Below are 18,816 nucleotides of genomic sequence, written 5' to 3' on the forward strand. Positions count from 1 at the left end.
TCATTTTCCAATGCTAACCGGAGCGGCGCGGCCCCTGATTTCAGCACATTTCACGAATATTTCAGCGCAGACACAAAGAGTCTGTGCCGAAACAAACCGCACATCATACCGATAATTTTCCTGCGTAATCTGTCGCTCCTCGACCGGTCGTTTCTCATCGGAATTGCCTGGCGTCGCAACGATGTTCAATCCGTAGACCTTCGAAATACGGACGTGACCCGGCAGAGCAACGCCGTCTCTTCCGACCAAGAGGGACGTCCGAAAACCACTACCGGATTGGCGCCTTTACGTCTACGTGTTCAGCGCAGCCCAGGAGAATTACATGCCCTTTATGAAACGTCCCGATCGCGTGGGACGTCTTGTCGCTTTTACCACTATGTTTTCTGCGTTGCCGGTGTTCGCACAGACCGCTACGGCACCCGCCGCAGTAGCCTCTATGAGCAGGGACGTGACGGACGACGGCTGGCGGTACTCACTCGGCTTAGGCGCGTTCGTAACACCCAGGTATCCAGGAGCAAGTGCATCCCGATTCCAGCCTGCACCACTCGTTGGTGTTAGCTATGGTCGCTTCTTTTTCGGATCTGTCCCGGACGCAAATGTGCCTTTTGGGCTAGGTGCATATCTCTACCGCGGTGAAAACGTTCGCGTGGGAGTGGCGCTCTCCTACGATCTGGTCAACCCACGGGAGACATCCGATGACGACCATCTGCGCGGATTACCCGATATCGACCGTACAGCGCACGCAACCCTGTTCGCGAGCTACAACATCGAATGGCTCTCCGTCGTTGGCGCAGTTTCTCAAGACGTTGCTGGCAAACATGAAGGAGGGACTGCTTCGCTGGACGTGCTGGGCAAATACAGCCCAATCGGCAAGTTGACGTTGACAGCCGGGCCGGGCGTCACATGGGGCAGCGCCCAATACAATCAGACGTTCTTTGGTATCAACGCTGAGGATAGCGTTCGATCCGGATTGCCTGCATATGCGCCGGGGTCAGGCGTCGCGGCAGTTCGCATCACCGCTGCTGCCAACTACTTGCTGAACAAGCACTGGAGTCTGGGTGCGAGAGTGACGGCATCGAGGCTACCGGGTGCTGTGGGCAACAGCCCAATTGTCGAGAAAAAAACGCAGACGACGTACGGTGCCTTCGCGAATTACGTCTTTTAGTCCGACGCGCGGTGCGTTGCAACTGACCATTTGCAGCGGACTGTTTCCGCCGATCCACAATTTACCCACAGGGGTGGCTACGCGTAGTGAGGCGGAGTAAGGATATGAAAGGCAAGCGAATCACGATGACTCTCTCGCTCGCTCTCGCATGCACGCTGGCTGGTTGTGCATCAACCGATGAACAGATCAGGCGAGACGACATCTTGTATCAAGGACCAGGCGGAGTGACGAGAGCTCAGTTCATAGCCGTACTGGGTTCGTTATCGACGCTCCCAATCGGCTCGACCTCTGTGGCGGATTCGTCCACGGAGCTCTGATGGCTTTATTTGTTCTCACTGTTGCTGGTGTTCGACTATCTTGCCGGCACGCTCTGGCTTTGTTCGGCGGTGTGAGAGCGAGTCCAAGGAGTCGCTCACGAATTGCCAGACCATCATGAGCAACGACTCGGGGGCGGCATCGCCAGGTAGCGCGAGCGCGACAAGGTCAACGCCATCAGCGATCTCGAACCACTTTCCCACTTTGATGTCTTCAACCTGCACTCACGCAGCCAAAGTCAGGACCGTGATACAGCGCGGCAAGCGGATCACTGACCCTAGCGTGCCGCTCGTCTGGAACCGTAGAAGTCGTCAGCCGCGACTATCCGAACCGCTCGGCGCGCTCGAGCCCACATGCCTGGTCGCACTCGAAGTGATCTGCCTGTTTGTCGCGGCGAGGGCTACATCACCATGGCAGACAGACCGGTGTCGACCCCGGAGCGGCACCCCTACATGTCGCTGTAGCGGCCGTTCGCCTGACTGGCGTATGGCGAACGAACCGCACATAGCGACGGCGTAGCCACACTGACAATCGCGCTCTGCGCAATTGAAGCGTCTGTCAGCTTTGCGTTTGGTTGCGCCGGGTTGTCGGTCTTGATTGCTGCTATTTAACGGGCGAAGCGGTGCTCGGAGTCGCTAGCGTGTTGTTGACCCCGTAAGCGCTAGTGGCGGGCGTCGAACTACTGTTCGTGCTCTGCGCCCTCGAGTTCGGCGAACGGGTGCCCGTGCCGCTGTCCGAGTTGGTGCCGCCAGGTGTGCCATAGTCGCTCGTTGTCTTGGCGGCTGGCGACACGGTGCTCGGGGTCGCCAGCGTGTTGTTGCTCTGCGCATAAGCGCCGCCCGACAGCGTGAGTGCAGCGACGGCCGCGAGCAAAGTGCTGCTTGTCTTGTTCATGATCTGTTCCTCCTGATGGGACTGAAAATTAGACGCAATGGTCCATTGGTATTTCTCCATGGCGTTCGTTGTATGCCACGGCGTGTGGCGACCGATCTCACGCGATCGTTTGCAGTGGCACACGTGTTGCCGACTGCAGATCTACGCTCAGCGCTATCAACGAAACGTATAAGCCAGTTCCCGGAAGGATCTACGTCCGCTAAGACCCTCGCAGATGATCGGCACTTCGTTTAGACGCACGGTGCCCTGTATGCCTCAATCACTTCATGCGCTAGCCAATGAGGCCGAGCCCGTGGCAGCCGACAACAAGTTTAGGAACGCTGTCGCTAATAATTAAGCGCATTATTCGCAAGGGTGAATTTCGATTTTCGGGGTGACCAGTAATTGGGACCCCGTCTGCAGTGCGTCGCCCGGTCCGGCCTGATGAATCGTTTCGAGCGCCGAATTCTTGCAACGGGCTTAATCGACCCTCACCGCCGCTCACGATCGCTTGACATCCGGAACCATTAAACGGCTAACGACGATGCAAAGTGCCTGGCCGAAGCCACGCATGACCGACCTTGGCTGACCATGACCGTCGCGGTCATTGATGGCCTCCCGTGCCTTGCTTGCCGACGAGGACACAAGCGCGTTACCCACCGTTACAGATGAGCGCGGACGGTTTCATTGCTGGTGCGTCGAGCGACTATGCTTCAAACGGCGATCTCACAGTCGGGGCGAATTGGCGAACCGAGGGGAGTCACATCATGAAGCACGCAATCTCACTGCTGGCAATCGCGGTGGCCGTCTGCGCACCCGCCTCAGCTTTGGCTCAAGCCAATGCGGGTGGCTATTACATGCCGATTCCTGCACCACCGCCGCCGGTAGTCTACCAATCCCACTATGCACCACCGGGTGCCTATGGGGCGCCGGGTACCTATGTCTATCGGTCCAATCCTCCGCCAGTCGTGTATAGAGCGCCACCCGTCGGCTATGGCTATGGCAATGGGCAGGGCGGTGGCTGGCACAGGGGCTGGGAATACCACCGCCGCTGATGACGGACGATAGGCGTTTGCGACGGACCTTGCCGCGCAGTAGGCGCTCCTCTATAACGTATTTGGGCTTGTTGGCGCATCCCCGTCCAGATTGGCCGGGCAGCGCGCGGGCTGAGGTTGCATGCTCAGGCGACGGGTCTCCGTGGATGCGGTGATCCCGGAAACAACGGACGCTTAAGTTAGGGCCAAAGTGATGGGCAAAGTCCTGGTGGGATTGTGGTCGCGAGACACGCACGCAAAGCGGAATTTTTCTTACGAGACGCTGATCCCTCTGGGGAAGGCCGTTTCTGCAACGAAGGAGATGGCAGCCACGCTAGGTTCAAAAACCGCCGACGGCCTACTCTCAAGCATCTTTGTTGCGCCCGAGTTTCTGTTCACGCAGCCTCGCAAAGACAACACCGGTACGACCGCCATGACGACACTCAGGCGCGACTGGATTCTCGAGAAAATCAAGTCGATGGCAAGCACTTGCCCCGGCATGCTCCTGATTCCCGGCACGATTGTCTTCAAGGAACGCATCACGAGTGAAACGGTCGCCGAGGCGATCAAAAGCGTGCAGCAGGCGATTAGCCCCGTGCGAACGGCCGTTGCAGGGGTGAAGTCGAGGAACATCCCGATCAAACCTTACATGACATATGAAGCCTCGGACAAGACGACGACCGCGTCGAAAGCCCACTACGAGCAAAGCCTGGAAGAACTGAGCCTCTTTGAAAAGAACAAGATCATCTCGGGGTCGGGGGGTATGAAGCATTCGCTCCTCATCAACAATCGGACCTATGTGTTCTTCGACCGTCAAAGGATTTTCAGTTACGGAAAGAAATCCAACATGGGCGACTATTTCGAGGATTCGGAGAAAGGCATCTATGTGCCTGGAAGGGAAGACGGCTTTACGGCGATAGGCAAGCTAAAGGTCGGCTTCGAGGTGTGCCTCGACCACAGCCTGGGGATGCTGAAAGAACATATGCAAGCCGCCGATCTGGACTTGCACGTCATTGCTTCAGCCGAAGTGCCGAACAACGCTTCAAACTGCGCGACAAAAGTGGGGGGCTTTACGATTCACGCCTCTGCCAACCCGGATTTCAGCGGAGTTTTCAAGAAAGTAACCGGGATGGGAACCCAGCCGATGACCGTATACAAGTTCGAAAAAACCAAAGATGCAACCGTGAAGACCGAGGAGACCGTCAGAGGATGGGACAACGTCGCGCCTGAAAAGAAAGAGGTTGAGATCGATGGTGGCCCGCTGCGCTTCTATGTGATCGATTTACCGGATTGAGCGTCGCAAGCGCCGCGATCACGCCTGACCTCCAGACATCTCGCCCGACGCACATTCAACGGCGCTCGGTAATCGGCCCCTCTGCATCCACGCGCCCGACAGCACCGGCGGGGCCGCCGACGGTGATCGGGCCATCCACTTCCAGATCGCCGTGTACGATCAGCGGGCCGTGTACAGTGAGCGGGCCATTGAACATGTTTTCTCCGTGGCGCCTGCGTACGGCGGGATCGTTGGGCGGAATCCGTTCAATCCAGCCGGCCGTGATCGGCCCGCGAGCATAGATGTCACCGGCCACTGTCAGCGAGCCATCGACGGTCAACGGCCCACGGACGACGGCCGACCCGGTGATGCTGAGTGGACCCGTGGTAACGGGCTGAGCATACGCTGACGTGAACAGGACGGAGGACACCAGCAGAACCGCGCCTGCCGCGGTGCCCCGCGTCAGCGGCGGGGTAAGGCTCATTCCGAGCCTCGCAATGAAGCGGTTCATGTTATCTCCTGGTTGGCGCAACTTGCGCGCCCGTCGGCCGACTGCCCTCAAGCAGGCACCTACGGTACTTTTCACTCTAGCCAGGGAGGTGACGAACACAAGCGAAAATGGCCGATGACCCAACGCGATGGATGGCGAGTGGATGTCCGCTGCCTGCCTGGACTAACGCTGCCCTTGCCCTCTCTGATCTTTCCCAGCGTCCCCTCACAGCAGCAGCGGCACGCTGATCACAAGAAACACGACGATATAGACGATCCCGAAGATCGCCCCGAGTCGCCAATAATCGGCGGCTGGCAGATAGCCGCTGCCGAAATAAACCGGGCTCGGGCCCGTTCCATACGGTGTGAGGATGCCCATGATGCCCAGCGTCAATGCCAGCAGCAGTGCGAACGCCTCCATTGGCATACCGGGGATAGTCGAGCCCACGGTCAGCATGACGGGGAGCATCGCCGTCGTATGCGCGGTGACGCTGGCGAACATATAGTGCGTGAAGAAAAAAATGAGCACCAAAATCACCGCCGCCAACGTCGGGGAAAAACCGCTCATGTGATGCGACATCATGTCGGCGAACCATTTGACGAAGCCGGTCTTGCTGAGTCCGTCAGCCAGCGAGACGAGCGTCGCGAACCACGCGAACGTATTCCATGCCTGCTTGTTCGCGAGCATGTCGTCCCAACTGACAACCCGCGTGACGAGCATCAGGGCAATCACCATCAGTGCTGCAGTCGTGGGGTTGACGTAGTCATCAGCAAAGATCCACAGTGCCAGTGCGACAAGAACCAGCACGCCTAGCACCCATTCCCGCCTGCTGAGTGGCCCCATCTTTCGCAATTCATCCGCAGCCCAGGCGGGCACTTCCGTCCCCTGCTTCACTTCGGGTGGATAAAGCACATAAGTGAGAAGCGGAACGGCCAGCAACAGCACAATCCCCGCAGGGGCGATGGCCGTGAACCATTGCATCCAGCTCAGATCGACCTTGACGGTTTTCCTGATGAGTTCTGCGGCAAGCAGATTGGGCGCAAGTGCGGTCAGAAACATCGAACTCGTCACGCAGGTCGTGGCAATAGCCGTCCACATGATGTACGAGCCGATCCGGCGCGCCGACGGATCGTTGGGCTTCGAGTCGTATAGCGGCGGCAAATTCCGGATCACCGGGAAGATGGTTCCGCCGCTGCGTGCGGTATTGGACGGCGTAAAGGGCGCCAGCACCGCGTCGGCCACCATCACCGCATAGCCCAGCGTCAGCGTCTTGCGGCCCATCGCACGCACGAGCAGCAGCGCGATACGTCGACCGAGGCCCGTCTTCTCATAGCCCAAAGCGAACATGAAGGCGCCAAAAATCAGCCACACGGTGCCATTGGAGAAGCCGGAAAGCGCCCAGCCAAGGCTCGCGTTTGCCACATTGAAGCCCGGCTTCGCCAGTTGCTCAGGGCTGAAAAACACCCATTCGGAGAACACGGCGACGATAGTCACGGCGATGAGCCCGATTGCCGCACCCGGAATGGGTTCGAGCATCAGACCGACGATCACGCCCATAAAGATCGCGAAGTAGTACCAAGTATGCTGCTCGAGCCCTGCCGGGGCGGGGATGAGCGCGATCACGACGGGCACGATGACAGGTGCGAGGGCCTTCCACCAGGCTTTCATGTGACATCCCCTTGGCTATAACCTTCATTGTGCTATGGTTTATATGTCGTTTTCCGCAGGTTCGCCAGTTGGCGACGACACCTCGCAAGGAGACCAAGCATGGTTCGCCTGAGCATCGAAGGGCGCGAGATCGAGGCGCCGGCCAACTGCTCGATCCTGCAAGCCTTTTTGCATGCGGGCCAGACGCTCGTCGAAGGGGTCGGCTGCATGGGCCAGGGTGTGTGCGGTTCCTGCCGCATCATGGTCCGGCGCAGCGGCGAACAGGAAGTGAAAACCCTGCTTGCGTGCGAGACGCTGATCGAAGACGGCATGCAAGTCGCCTTCATCGATTACTTTACGACGCAGACGCGGCACGTATATCGCATGGAAGATCTCGGCGATAGCTGGCAGGCGTTGCGCACGATTTCCGACATATTCCCCGAGGCCTCTCATTGCCGTCACTGCAACGGCTGTGATCGCGCCTGCCCGAAGGGTCTCGACGTCCAGCGCGGCGTCAACCTTGCCGTGGAGGGCAAGCTCGCCGAATCGAGCCAGGTCTTCGATGAATGCGTGATGTGCAACCTCTGCACGCTCGCTTGCCCGGAACATATCCGCCCCAATCATCTTGGCCTGTTCGTGCGACGGATGATCTCGTCGCACTCGCTGCGTCCTGCCAACCTGATCCGGCGGCTGCAGCAGATCGAGAGCGGCGAAATGAAGATTGATTTCAACGCGCCGGCCGCGCGGCCGCCGCTTTGACGGGAGTACACGATCATGGCCGGCGGCATCACTTACGACAATGCGCGTCAGCGCTACCGACCAGGCGTAGCGCCGACGCTACGCAGCGATCCCGGCTCTGTCGATGAGCTCCTCAAGGGCTATCACCCTGATCATGGCGTCAATGCGCGGGTTGCGCTGAGCGTCGGCGTGAATCGGGGAGAACCCTGTCAGCCCGATCTCGCGCGCCATCTGCAGGCCAATGCGCTGATCGACGACGTCGACATCGCCGGTGCGCAGCTCGTCAGCACGGATGTGCTGATCATCGGCGGCGGCGGCGCCGGATGCGCCGCTGCGCTCACCGCAGCGAAGCAAGGCGCCCGGGTGATCGTCGCCGGCAAGTTGCGGCTGGGCGACAGCAACACCGTGATGGCCGAAGGCGGAATCCAGGCGGCCGTCGGCGACGACGACAGTCCGCAACTGCATTTCGAGGATACGCTGCGCGCCGGCCATTTTTGCGGCGAGCCCGAGCTCGTCGCGCAGATGGTGATGGATGGCCCCGATGTGATCCGCTGGCTGATCCAGCTCGGCATGGCGTTCGACCTGGAGGACGACCGGCCGACAGGCGGCAACCTTTTGCGCAAGAAGCCCGGCGGCGCATCAGCCGCACGCATTCTCTCCTATCGGGACTACACCGGCCTCGAGATGATGCGCGTGCTGCGCGAGGCGGTGGATCTCGACGCAGGCATCGAGGTGTGGAACCGCTGTCCCGCCGTCGAACTACTATCGGACGAGCGCGGCGGCTGCGCGGGCGCCGTGATCTACAACCTCGAGTGGCGGACCTTTGTGCTGGTGCGGGCGCGTGCCGTCATTCTCGCGACGGGCGGCGCCGGGCGACTGCACCTCAATGCCTTCCCGACGTCCAACCACTACGGCGCGACTGCCGATGGCCTCGTGCTGGCGTATCGGATCGGCGCGCGGCTGCGCGAACTCGACTCGTTCCAATATCACCCTACCGGCATCGCCTATCCACCTCATCTCGCAGGCGGGCTGATCTCAGAAGCGGCGCGCTCCGCAGGCGCCAGACTGATCAACGGCGAAGGAGAACGTTTCGTCGATGAACTCAAGCCTCGCGACGTGGTGGCGTCCGCCATCCTGCGCGAATGCGCGCAAGGTCGCGGCATCACGCGCGACGGCCAGATCGGCGTATTCCTCGACACGCCGACGCTCGAAATGGAGAACCCCGGCATACTCGCGCAGCGCCTCGTCACGCTGCGTCATCTCGCCCACAAGTGCGGCATCGATCCGGCGCAAGAGCCGTTTCTCGTTTACCCCACACTTCACTATCAGAACGGCGGCGTCGCGATCGATAAGCATGGCGCGACGAACGTGCCCGGCCTGTACTGCGCTGGCGAAGTAACGGGAGGCATTCACGGACGCAACCGGCTGATGGGCAACGCGCTGCTCGACATCCTGAGCATGGGACGCCGCTCCGGGGCCAGTGCCGCAGAATCGAAAGGCCGGGTGATGGCAAGCCGCGCGGGGATCGGACACGTTCACGCGTGGCAGCGGGAACTCACGCTGGCGGAACTGCCGATGCACGTAAAGGCGCCACAACTCTTCCCCGATTACGCCCACTTCGATCTGCGAGTCGATGCCAGCTTGCACCCGACCGTGCCGGGGCGCGCGGTCGGCAGCATTCGGTGAGACGTTCCACGGAGTGCCAATGAACATGCTCAATCAGACGCTTCTACGCGTCGATAGCTGTGTCGGAGCCGACCTCGACGGCTGGCTTGCGCTCGGCGGTGGCGAAGGGCTCACCCGGGCGCTGGATGACCCGGCAGCGGTCATCACGGAAATCGCCAATGCGGACTTGCGCGGGATGGGCGGTGCCGGCTTCCCGACACATCGAAAATGGGCGCCCGTCGCCGCCGCGCCCGACGGAGACAAGTACATTATTTGCAATGGCAACGAGGACGAACCCGGCACGTTCAAAGATCGCTTTCTGCTAGAGCACACGCCGCATCAGGTGATCGAGGGCGCGCTCATCGCCGCGGTGGCGACGCGCGCCAACCACGTCGTCCTCTACGTGAACCCGCATCAACCAGAGGCCCTCGCGGTCACCCGCGAGGCCGTGCAGCAGTGGCGGGCGCATCGCCTGTTCGCGGCGATCGAGCAGCGGCTCGGCGGCCCGCTGTCGCTTGGTGTCGTCCCCAGCTCCGGTTTGTACATCGGGGGCGAGGAAACGGCCGTCATTGCGAGTGTTGAAGGCGGTTTTCCGTTTCCTCGGCGCAAACCGCCGTTCCCGGCTGAACAAGGCGTCCATGGCGCGCCGACCGTCGTCAACAACACGGAGACCCTCGCGCACGTACCGGGCATTCTGCGACACGGGGCGCAGTGGTATCGCAACCTTGGCGAAGGCAACGCCGCCGGGACCAAGCTCTATTCGCTGTCGGGCGACGTTTTGCGCCCCGGCCTATACGAACTGCCGATGGGCACCCGCCTCGAAACACTTATCTTCGAGCACGGCGGCGGCATGCTACAGGACAAGGAATTCAAGGCAGTCTTTACGGGCGGCCCCTCCAACACCCTGCTGACGAGGCGTGATCTCGATGTGGCGCTGGACTTCGATTCGGTGCGGCAACGCCAATCGCGTCTGGGGACAGGCGCGATGATCGTCGTGTCGGAAGGCACCAGCATTGTCCGCAAGGTTGCCGAGTATGTGAGCTTCTTTGCCCAGGGTTCGTGTGGGCAATGTCCGCCTTGCAAAGGCGGGACGTTTCAGTTGATGCGTATTCTCAACCGGCTCGACACGGGTCGTGGCGTGCGCGCCGATCTGGATGCATTGGAGAACCTGTGCCGCATCCTTCCCGGCAGCGGGCGTTGCGGTCTGATAGACGGCGCAGTGACGGTAGTCGAAAGTTCGATCAACCAGTTTCGTGAGGAATATGAAGCGCTTCTCGCCTAGCTGGATTCGTGGATTGTCCGACCACACGACGAACAAGAATTTACGGAGCCATAGCCGATGCCTTACCTGCAACTCGATGTGAACGGGCACTACCCGATCGAGCAGAAAAAGCTGCTCGCGGCAAAGTTCAGCGAAACCTATGCACGCATAATGTCCGTCGATATCAGGAGAATCAGCGTGGCCATTCGCGAACTCGGCGAGGGGAGCGTCTGGCGTATTCCGGAGGCAGACGGAGAACCCGTGGCGGTGTCGTTGATGATGCTCGACATCCGGCGAGGACGGCCGCCAGAATTGCGCATGCAACTCGCCGAAGCGCTCTGCGCACATTGCGTGGAGATTCTTGGCTTACAGCAGGACCGGCTCAACGTCGAGTTCACGCAGCACTCGGGCGACGAGATGTATCACCCGGCGCTTGGCGGCTATAGCCCGGAATGGGAGCCGGGGCAGTCGTGACACATTGGACGCTCAGCCCTCCAGCACGACGACGCTGCGCGCCTGTACCTCACAATCTTCAGCCTCAATCGGCCCCTTGTGTGGCGACGCTACGATATCGTCTGGACTATTCCGCGCAGTATCGACAATGCGGCGCCAGCGCCAACTGTTGAGAGCGGGCAGCGCGACGCGATGCATCGAGTCGTCCATGTTCAGAATCACATGAAGTGGCGCTTCGCCTTCGGCTTCACCACCCAGCGTGAACGCGAGCAGGCGCGCGCCTCGATCCTGCCAGGCGGGTTCGTGCAGTTGACTACCGTGCCAGGACACGTCCGCGATCGAATGTCCATGCGCAGGCTGCCCCGTCAGGAAGCGTCGCCGACGCAAACTGGGGTGGCGCCTGCGCAGTGCGATCAATTCACGCACGAAGCGCAGCATCGTCGAAGCACGCGCCACTGAACTCCAATCGAACCACGAAAGCGCATTGTCCTGGCAATAGCAGTTGTTGTTGCCACGCTGACTACGAAGTACCTCGTCTCCAGCAAGCAACATCGGCACGCCCTGACTGAGAAACAGAGTGGCCATCATGTTGCGGGCTTGACGGGAGCGCAACTGAAGAATATCGGCATTGTCTGTATCGCCCTCTGCGCCACAATTCCACGACAGATTGTCATTGCTGCCGTCGCGGTTATCGTCCCCATTCGCCTCGTTATGCTTGCCGTTGTAGCTCACAAGGTCGTGCAAAGTGAATCCATCGTGACACGTGACGAAGTTGACACTGTTGGCCGGCAACCTGCCATCGTCCGCGTAAAGATCCGCGCTGCCAGCGATGCAGGTAGCGACCTCGCCGATCATCCCGGCATCGCCGCGCACGAAGCGGCGAATCACGTCGCGGTAGCGCCCGTTCCACTCGGCCCACGCCATGCCCGGAAACGCACCGACATGGTAGAGACCGCTTGCATCCCACGCTTCCGCAATCAGCGGAACACGCGAGAGGATGCGCGAAGACTCGATCGCCCACGGCAACGGTGGATCGACCATCAAGGCGCCATGCCTGTCGCGGGTAAAAACGCTGGCGAGATCGAATCTGAATCCGTCGACGCCCAGTTCTTCGACCCAATATTCGAGGCAGTGGACGATAAAGGCAGTGACCAGCGGATGGTTGCAGTTGACCGTATTTCCACAGCCCGTGTGGTCGAGGTAGCGGCGCTCATCGTGTGCGTCATGCTGATAGAAGATGTCGTTCGCAAACCCCTTGAAGTTGATCACAGGCCCCGCCTCGCCGGCTTCTGCGGTGTGATTGAAGACCACATCGAGCAACACCCTGATACCTGCAGCATGCAGGGCATCCGTCAGCGCGCGAAACTCGCCCGGGGCATGAGCAGGATCGACACAATAGGCCGCATGCGGACTGTAGAAGCTATGCGTGCTGTAACCCCAATAGTTCGACAAGCCGAGCGCAGCCACCGCAGGCGGAACATCCTGCTCATCGAAAGCCATGACAGGAAGCAGTTCGACATGTGTGACGCCCAGTTCCTGCAGATACGGAATCTTCTCGATCAACCCGGCAAAGGTCCCTGGATGCTGCACACCGCTCGACGGGTGTCGTGTGAAGCCGCCGACATGAAGCTCATAAATGAGCGCGCCATCGAGACTATGCGCGTCCGGCGGGTCGCATGAAGTGCCCCCTTCGACGACGATTGCGCGAGGCACGCCCTGCTGCTCCATGTCGTTCGGCGCGTCGATCGCCATGCGCCGATCCCACAGGACGTCGCTCACGGCGCGAGCAAACGGATCGAGGAGTTCGCGACGGGCATCGCACGCGTGATAGGAGCGTTGCATGTCAACGGATCGAATGACCCGCCACGTGTAGCAGACGCGCACGGGGAGCCCTTCGACGAACACATGCCAGTAGAAGAAAGTTCGATTGTGTTCAGGCGTGAGCGTAATGGTCTGAAACGGCACCGGGCTATCGGGCTGCGCATAAAGGAGCAGTTCGACGCGTGATGCGTCGCGGCAAAATACGCAAAAATTCACGCCCTCGGCAAGAACGGTCGCGCCAGGAGGAAACCGCGACCCGGCGCCGACGCGGTAGCACGGAAGCGCCCCGGCGTCAGCCTCGATCGAGGGCGATTCGCACCGGCTAGATTTTCCAGATTCGCTCACAGTATTCGCTAATTGCGCGACCCGACGAAAATTTCCCCGAACGCGCCGTGTTAAGGATCGATATCCGCGTCCGAGCAGACGCAACATGTCCTGCAACGAGCAGGACATGAAGAAGTACTGCCGGGCGAGGGGCAGCCGCTTGCCGACCTCGGGTTCGTCGCTTTAAGTCGGTTCCCAGGCGTTACTCAGGCCACACCCAGTCGGTAATCTCGGCACGATCGATACCGTGTGTGTGCGCATATTCCAGATTACTGATGATGGCGTTCTTCATGTCTTCCCGCAGATGCGCGGTGCGCGCCTGCAATCGCGGCACGCGATCGAGTACGTCGATCACCAGGTTGAAACGGTCGACCTGATTGAGAATGGCCAGTTCGAGCGGCGTATTGATGTTGCCCTTCTCCTTGTAACCACGCACGTGGATATTTTCGTGATTGCGAAAGCGATATGCGAGCTTATGGATCAACCACGGATAGCCGTGGAAATTGAAGATGACCGGCTTGTCGACGGTAAACAGACTGTCGAATTCGCGTGCAGTCGATCCGTGGGGATGTTCGCTGGCCGGCTGCATCCTGAACAGGTCGACCACGTTCACGAACCGCAGTTTCAGTTCCGGCAGATGCTCACGCAGGATAGCCGTGGCCGCCAGTGCCTCCTGCGTCGCGACATCGCCGCACGAAGCCATCACTACGTCGGGCTCCACGCCTTCGTCGTTGCTCGCGCGCCGCCAGACGCCCATGCCTTTCGCACAATGGACGATTGCTTCGTCGATCGTGGTGAACTGCAGGTGCTTCTGCTTGTCAGCCACGATCACGTTGATGCAGTCGGTGGAGCGCAAGCACTCGTTGGCGACGACCAGAAGCGTGTTGGCGTCGGGCGGAAGATAGACGCGCGTGACAGACGGGCTTTTGTTCGTGACGAGATCGATGAAACCAGGATCCTGATGCGAGAACCCGTTGTGATCTTGGCGCCATACGGTCGACGACAGCAGAATGTTCTCCGACGCCACCGCTGCCCGCCACGGCACATGATTCTTGCTGATGTCCAGCCATTTTGCATGCTGGTTGAACATCGAATCGATCACATGGGCGAATGCCTCGTAGGTATGAAAGAAGCCGTGTCGCCCCGACAGCAGATAGCCCTCCAGCCAACCCATCAGCGTATGCTCGGAGAGTATTTCCATGACGCGGCCATCACGCGCCAGTTCGCCACCGTCCTCATCCTCGGGCAGCATCTCGGCCATCCAGATCTTCTTGCTGACCTCGTAGACGGCCTGCAGACGATTCGATGCCGTCTCGTCCGGTCCGAACACGCGAAACGTGTTCATGTTCTCCCGCATCGTGTCGCGCAGGAATTCGCCGAGGGGATGCGTGTTTTCACGTAACACCCGTCCGGCGTGCGTGACGTCTACCGCATAGTTACGGAAATCCGGCAGTTTCAGCTCTCTGCGCAAGACGCCGCCATTCGCATGCGGATTGGCGCTCATTCGCTGTCGCCCGTTTGGCGCCAGCGCTCTCAGTTCGGGAATGAGGCGTCCGCTCGAATCGAACAGTTCCTCCGGCTTGTAGCTGCGCAGCCAGTTGTCCAGAAGCGCGAGATTCTCGGAATTGCCGCGCACGTCGGAAAACGGCACCTGGTGCGAGCGCCACGTGCCTTCCACTTTGTGCCCTCTGATCTCCTTCGGACCGGTCCAGCCCTTGGGCGTACGCAGCACGATCATTGGCCATCTCGGCCGTTCGACCTCCCCGCCCTCACGCGCCTTCGTTTGAATCGCACGAATCTCGCTGACAATGGTGTCGAGCGTGGTGGCCATCGTCCGGTGCATTTCGGCTGGGTCCGATCCTTCGACGAAGTACGGTTTGTAACCATAACCGACGAATAGCGCCTCCAGTTCTTCATGACTGATGCGGGCGAGCACCGTCGGGTTGGCAATCTTGTAGCCATTCAGATTAAGAATCGGCAGCACGGCGCCGTCGCGTGCAGGATTAGTGAACTTGTTCGAATGCCACGCGGTTGCAAGCGGCCCTGTTTCAGCTTCGCCGTCGCCCACCACACACGCGACGATGAGCTCCGGGTTATCCAGCGCTGCGCCGTAAGCGTGCGACAGGCTATAACCCAGTTCACCACCTTCGTGAATGGAACCCGGGGTTTCCGGCGTCACATGGGAGCCGATATGGCCTGGAAACGAAAACTGCTTGAAGAACTTCTGCATGCCTTCGACGTCTTCACTCTTGTCCGGATAGACCTCCGAATAGGTGCCTTCAAGGTAGGCGGGGCCAAGCACACCTGGCGCGCCATGCCCTGGGCCCGCCATGAAAATCACATTTAGTCCGTCGCGCCTGATCACGCGGTTTAGATGCGCCCATGCGAACGACAGCGCCGGGCTCGCGCCCCAATGCCCTAACAGGCGCTGCTTCACGTGTTCGGGTTTGAGAGGCTCGCGCAGGAGCGGATTGTCGATGAGATAGATCATTCCGACCGACAGGAAGTTACACGCTCGCCACCAGGCATCGATCAGTCGCAGTTCTTTTGTGTCCAGGGTAGATGTCTGCCGTGAAATGTCCGAAGCGGAGTGCTTGCTCATTTCGACGCCTCCTGATCGTTGCGGCGCAACAGCAATGAAATGTGGAAAGCCTTGAGTGTGCCGGGTCGCCAAGTGTCCGGAACTGGCGGATCACGTATCGCCTTTGAGCGGTCTCCATTGCCAGCATCTCTTTGCGAGACGGCAAGGCCGTAAAGCCAGAATACGTTACCAGGAACGTATTTCAAGTGCTACCGCAATGGCCTTGTGGGTGCTTCAGGTGCGCAGCTATTTCGAATGACGCCGGATACCTGTTCACAGATAGTGAAACAATAAAGGAGTCCGTTTTCAGTTTCGTTTGTGCGGTGTCCTGTCGATGTACCGGGTGAAGTGATTAGCACGGTCTACACCGCTGGAGACATGAGCACATATAGGCATCCATCTGATTGATGAAGAGGGACACTGGACGCCGCGATGTCGTCGATCTTGCAGCGGATTTCCGTGCGGTTTCCTATCATAGATACCAGCCCGTTCTATCTTTCTAGCTTTCCCGCCCTCCATTCAAACGAAGACCGCACTGCCATGCGTCCATGACAAGGAGCCGCGCACATGAAAGCCCCACTTCGTTCAGTGCGCATAGCATTGCTGGCGCCGCTGTCAGGCGTCATGTTCCCACTTGAATTCGTACCGGACGCCGTCTTTGCGCAAAAGATGGTAGGTGACGGTATCTCCATCGATCCCACGTCGAATGAACTCCTGGCGCCGCTTGCTGGCAAAGTCAAGCAGCTGCATAACGCACATCATGCTCTAACGATAACGGGCGATAACGGGCTCGATGTGTTGCTGCATATCGGACTGGACACGGTAACCATGCGCGGGGAAGGATTCACGCCGCTGGTCGCGGAAGGGGACGCCGTGGCGGTTGGGCAGCCGTTGATCAGGTTTGACCCTGTCGTGGTCGGCGCAAAAGCGACTAGCCTCCTGACCCAGATGGTGATCGCCAACGGCGAGCTCGTGACGCGTTACGAGCCGTCTAAAGGCCTCGTCGCAGCGGGCAAGGATACCGCGTTGTCGCTTGAACTGGCCATCGGCGTTACTCACGACCATTCGACGGACGACAGCAGCACGGCAGACACCATCTTGTCTGACGAAGTGGTGCTCCCGAATCCGGCCGGCCTGCACGCCCGACCCGCCGCTGTCGTGGCCGCCGAGGCGAAGAAGTACCGATCGGATATCCGGCTCCTGCGCGGGAGCGGCAGCGGCGAAGCCAGCGCAAACGCAAAGTCGATCGTATCGATAATGGGACTCGCTACCAGGTTCGGCGACCGGTTACGCGTGCAAGCCACAGGGCCCGACGCGTTCGAAGCGGCCAGCACGCTTGCACGGCTGCTGAATGAAGGCTCAGGCGAGAAGCCCGGAGAAGCGCCCGGCCCCGCCGCCGTATCCGCCGAGCCAGTTGCCATGGCGCGTCAGGCGCCCGCGGACGTCAATGAACTGGTTGGCGTATCAGCGTCTCCGGGTGTCGCGGTCGGGAAGATCGTTCAGTATCGGAAGGAAGTCATCGATGTCGCAGAAGCGGGCGAGTCTCCGCAGCGCGAACGCGCACGGCTCGATGCAGCCCGGCATGAAGCGCGTCAGCACATCGAGGCGCTCAAGGCGAACCTCAGTGATGCATCCAAGGCACAAATCCTGGACGCACACCTCGAACTACTCGAAGATCCGGATCTCGCCGATGCGACGATCACGACCATCAGCAAAGGCAAAAGCGCGGGATTTGCGTGGCGCGAGGCATTCGAACGTCAAGCAGGTGCGCTGGAAAAGCTCGATAACCCTCTCTTACGCGAACGCGCCGGCGACGTACGTGATGTCGGCCGACGCGTGCTGGCGCTGCTGGCCGACGTGAAGCAGGCACAGATCGAAGTGCCCGCCGACTCGATCCTGATCGCAGAAGAACTGTCTCCATCCGATACCGCTTCGCTCGATCGCACCAAGGTACTAGGTTTCTGCACAACGACGGGGGGCGCCACGAGCCATGTGGCAATACTCGCGCGCTCGCTGGGCATCCCGGCGATTTGTGGCATCGACGAGAGCGCCTTGCAGCTCGATGACGGCATGCTCGTCGTGCTCGATGGCTCACGCGGAACCTTGCGCCGCAACCCTGGCACTGAGGCGGTAAGCGAGGCGCGCAAACGCATCGAGCGCCAGGCGGAGAGACGCGCGCAGGAAAAGCTTGCCGCAAGCAGGCTCGCCATGACGGCCGACGGCCACCGGGTAGAAGTCGTCGCGAACATCCGTAACGCACAGGAAGCGCGTGATGCCGTGGCGGCCGGGGCGGAAGGGGTAGGCCTGCTGCGCTCCGAATTCCTGTTTGACAACCGTGACACCGCGCCGTCGGAAGACGAACAGGCCGCAGAATACCGCGCCGTTGCGCACGCTCTCGGTGCCGACAGACCGCTCGTGGTCCGCACGCTCGACGTCGGCGGCGACAAGCCGCTTTCCTATATGCCGCTGCCCAAAGAGGACAACCCGTTCCTCGGGCTCCGAGGATTGCGGGTGAGCCTTGACCATCCAGACATGTTTCGCATCCAGCTTCGGGCCATCTTGCGCGCCGCCGACATCGGCAACCTGCACGTGATGTTTCCGATGGTCGCTACGATCGAGGAGGTGCGCGCGGCGAGAAAGCTCTTGAGTGACGAGGCCGGTGATCGTGCGAAAAACATCAAGGTTGGCGTCATGATCGAAGTGCCGGCTGCTGCATTAATTGCGGAGCCGCTCGCACAGGAGGTCGATTTTTTCTCGATTGGTACCAACGATCTGACACAGTACACGCTCGCAATGGATCGAGGGCATCCGAAGCTGGCAAAGCAAGCCGACGCGCTCCACCCCGCGGTGCTGCGGCTCATCGGGATGACGGTGGAAGGCGCGCACGCGCACGGCAAATGGGTCGGTATCTGCGGCGGCATCGCCTCGGATGCGATGGCCGTACCTGTGCTGGTGGGCCTCGGCGTCGACGAACTCTCCGTGAGCATTCCTGCAGTCGGCTCCATCAAGGCGCAGCTTGCGCGGCTGACGATGCAAACGGCGCGCGAACTCGCGACCGCGGCATTGCGCCAGGGCACCGCTGCCGAAGTCCGCGCCCTCCTCGCCGGATTCTCCGAGTGAGCGATGCAAGATCAACCGTTCCGCATGTGATCCGAACAACGCAGGACGTATCACGG

At 60.3% G+C, this 18,816-nt stretch carries 12 protein-coding genes and 1 pseudogene; 7 read left to right on the forward strand and 6 right to left on the reverse strand.

The features are described 5' to 3' along the window. The first annotated feature begins 322 nt into the window (after window positions 1–322). Window positions 323–1,165 carry a MipA/OmpV family protein gene (locus tag BLT65_RS26720; protein WP_091782966.1) on the forward strand — a complete coding sequence of 281 codons (843 nt, stop codon included), beginning with the start codon at window positions 323–325 and terminating at the stop codon, window positions 1,163–1,165. Between the two features lie 918 nt (window positions 1,166–2,083). Here the strand turns inward: BLT65_RS26720 and BLT65_RS26730 are convergent. Then, a complete protein-coding gene (locus BLT65_RS26730; protein ID WP_091782972.1) occupies window positions 2,084–2,374 on the reverse strand; it encodes a hypothetical protein in 291 nt (96 codons plus the stop codon). Window positions 2,375–3,601: 1,227 nt separating this feature from the next. On the opposite strand from BLT65_RS26730, the gene BLT65_RS26735 reads away from it, so the two are divergent. Further along, window positions 3,602–4,681, forward strand: a complete 1,080-nt coding sequence (locus BLT65_RS26735) for a hypothetical protein (protein WP_091782975.1) — start codon at window positions 3,602–3,604, stop codon at window positions 4,679–4,681. A gap of 55 nt (window positions 4,682–4,736) precedes the next feature. Here the strand turns inward: BLT65_RS26735 and BLT65_RS26740 are convergent, their stop codons facing one another. Further along, window positions 4,737–5,144, reverse strand: coding sequence for a hypothetical protein (locus BLT65_RS26740; RefSeq protein WP_229515457.1), 408 nt, complete (start codon window positions 5,142–5,144; stop codon window positions 4,737–4,739). 231 nt (window positions 5,145–5,375) lie between these two features. Next, a complete protein-coding gene (locus tag BLT65_RS26745) occupies window positions 5,376–6,818 on the reverse strand; it encodes an anion permease (RefSeq protein WP_091782981.1) in 1,443 nt (480 codons plus the stop codon). 99 nt (window positions 6,819–6,917) lie between these two features. Between BLT65_RS26745 and BLT65_RS26750 the strand changes: the two genes are divergently transcribed. The 4 genes from BLT65_RS26750 to BLT65_RS26765 are packed head-to-tail and all read left to right on the forward strand — an operon-like array spanning window position 6,918 to window position 10,935. Then, window positions 6,918–7,556 (forward strand): 4Fe-4S dicluster domain-containing protein, encoded by a 639-nt coding sequence (locus BLT65_RS26750; protein ID WP_091782984.1) that lies wholly within the window; start codon window positions 6,918–6,920, stop codon window positions 7,554–7,556. 15 nt (window positions 7,557–7,571) lie between these two features. Beyond that, on the forward strand, window positions 7,572–9,221 hold the full coding sequence (locus tag BLT65_RS26755) for an FAD-dependent oxidoreductase (protein ID WP_091782987.1): 1,650 nt from the start codon (window positions 7,572–7,574) through the stop codon (window positions 9,219–9,221). 19 nt (window positions 9,222–9,240) lie between these two features. Then, complete coding sequence (locus tag BLT65_RS26760) at window positions 9,241–10,482, forward strand: complex I 51 kDa subunit family protein (RefSeq protein ID WP_091782989.1); 1,242 nt, start codon at window positions 9,241–9,243, stop codon at window positions 10,480–10,482. A 57-nt stretch (window positions 10,483–10,539) separates the two neighbouring features. Then, entirely contained in the window at window positions 10,540–10,935 is a 396-nt protein-coding gene (locus BLT65_RS26765; protein WP_091782992.1) for a tautomerase family protein, read from the forward strand. Window positions 10,936–10,947: 12 nt separating this feature from the next. On the opposite strand, the gene glgX is transcribed toward BLT65_RS26765, so the two are convergent. The 3 genes and pseudogenes from glgX to BLT65_RS26775 all read right to left on the reverse strand — a co-directional run bounded on the left by glgX (window position 10,948) and on the right by BLT65_RS26775 (window position 15,661). Further along, complete coding sequence (gene glgX / locus BLT65_RS26770) at window positions 10,948–13,167, reverse strand: glycogen debranching protein GlgX (RefSeq protein ID WP_425273155.1); 2,220 nt, start codon at window positions 13,165–13,167, stop codon at window positions 10,948–10,950. Continuing rightward, a pseudogene (locus tag BLT65_RS48775) lies at window positions 13,103–13,258 on the reverse strand (hypothetical protein); the annotation flags it as partial. The pseudogene BLT65_RS48775 and the gene glgX, both read right to left, overlap by 65 nt. A 3-nt stretch (window positions 13,259–13,261) precedes the next feature. After that, window positions 13,262–15,661, reverse strand: coding sequence for a phosphoketolase family protein (locus tag BLT65_RS26775; RefSeq protein ID WP_091782995.1), 2,400 nt, complete (start codon window positions 15,659–15,661; stop codon window positions 13,262–13,264). Between the two features lie 546 nt (window positions 15,662–16,207). On the opposite strand from BLT65_RS26775, the gene ptsP reads away from it, so the two are divergent. Beyond that, the gene (gene ptsP, locus BLT65_RS26780) at window positions 16,208–18,760 is read left to right on the forward strand and encodes a phosphoenolpyruvate--protein phosphotransferase (protein WP_091782999.1); all 2,553 of its coding nucleotides are present in this window, start codon (window positions 16,208–16,210) and stop codon (window positions 18,758–18,760) included. Window positions 18,761–18,816 lie beyond the last annotated feature (56 nt).

It is taken from the genome of Paraburkholderia steynii (assembly GCF_900100565.1).
Lineage (GTDB): Bacteria > Pseudomonadota > Gammaproteobacteria > Burkholderiales > Burkholderiaceae > Paraburkholderia > Paraburkholderia terrae.

What these genes read in the sequence shown, in the direction of transcription:
- BLT65_RS26720 (WP_091782966.1), top strand. Translation starts at nt 323, where the DNA reads ATGCCCTTTATGAAACGTCCCGATCGCGTGGGACGTCTTGTCGCTTTT.
- BLT65_RS26730 (WP_091782972.1), bottom strand. Translation starts at nt 2,374, where the DNA reads ATGAACAAGACAAGCAGCACTTTGCTCGCGGCCGTCGCTGCACTCACG.
- BLT65_RS26735 (WP_091782975.1), top strand. Translation starts at nt 3,602, where the DNA reads ATGGGCAAAGTCCTGGTGGGATTGTGGTCGCGAGACACGCACGCAAAG.
- BLT65_RS26740 (WP_229515457.1), bottom strand. Translation starts at nt 5,144, where the DNA reads ATGAGCCTTACCCCGCCGCTGACGCGGGGCACCGCGGCAGGCGCGGTT.
- BLT65_RS26745 (WP_091782981.1), bottom strand. Translation starts at nt 6,818, where the DNA reads ATGAAAGCCTGGTGGAAGGCCCTCGCACCTGTCATCGTGCCCGTCGTG.
- BLT65_RS26750 (WP_091782984.1), top strand. Translation starts at nt 6,918, where the DNA reads ATGGTTCGCCTGAGCATCGAAGGGCGCGAGATCGAGGCGCCGGCCAAC.
- BLT65_RS26755 (WP_091782987.1), top strand. Translation starts at nt 7,572, where the DNA reads ATGGCCGGCGGCATCACTTACGACAATGCGCGTCAGCGCTACCGACCA.
- BLT65_RS26760 (WP_091782989.1), top strand. Translation starts at nt 9,241, where the DNA reads ATGAACATGCTCAATCAGACGCTTCTACGCGTCGATAGCTGTGTCGGA.
- BLT65_RS26765 (WP_091782992.1), top strand. Translation starts at nt 10,540, where the DNA reads ATGCCTTACCTGCAACTCGATGTGAACGGGCACTACCCGATCGAGCAG.
- glgX (WP_425273155.1), bottom strand. Translation starts at nt 13,167, where the DNA reads ATGTTGCGTCTGCTCGGACGCGGATATCGATCCTTAACACGGCGCGTT.
- BLT65_RS26775 (WP_091782995.1), bottom strand. Translation starts at nt 15,661, where the DNA reads ATGAGCAAGCACTCCGCTTCGGACATTTCACGGCAGACATCTACCCTG.
- ptsP (WP_091782999.1), top strand. Translation starts at nt 16,208, where the DNA reads ATGAAAGCCCCACTTCGTTCAGTGCGCATAGCATTGCTGGCGCCGCTG.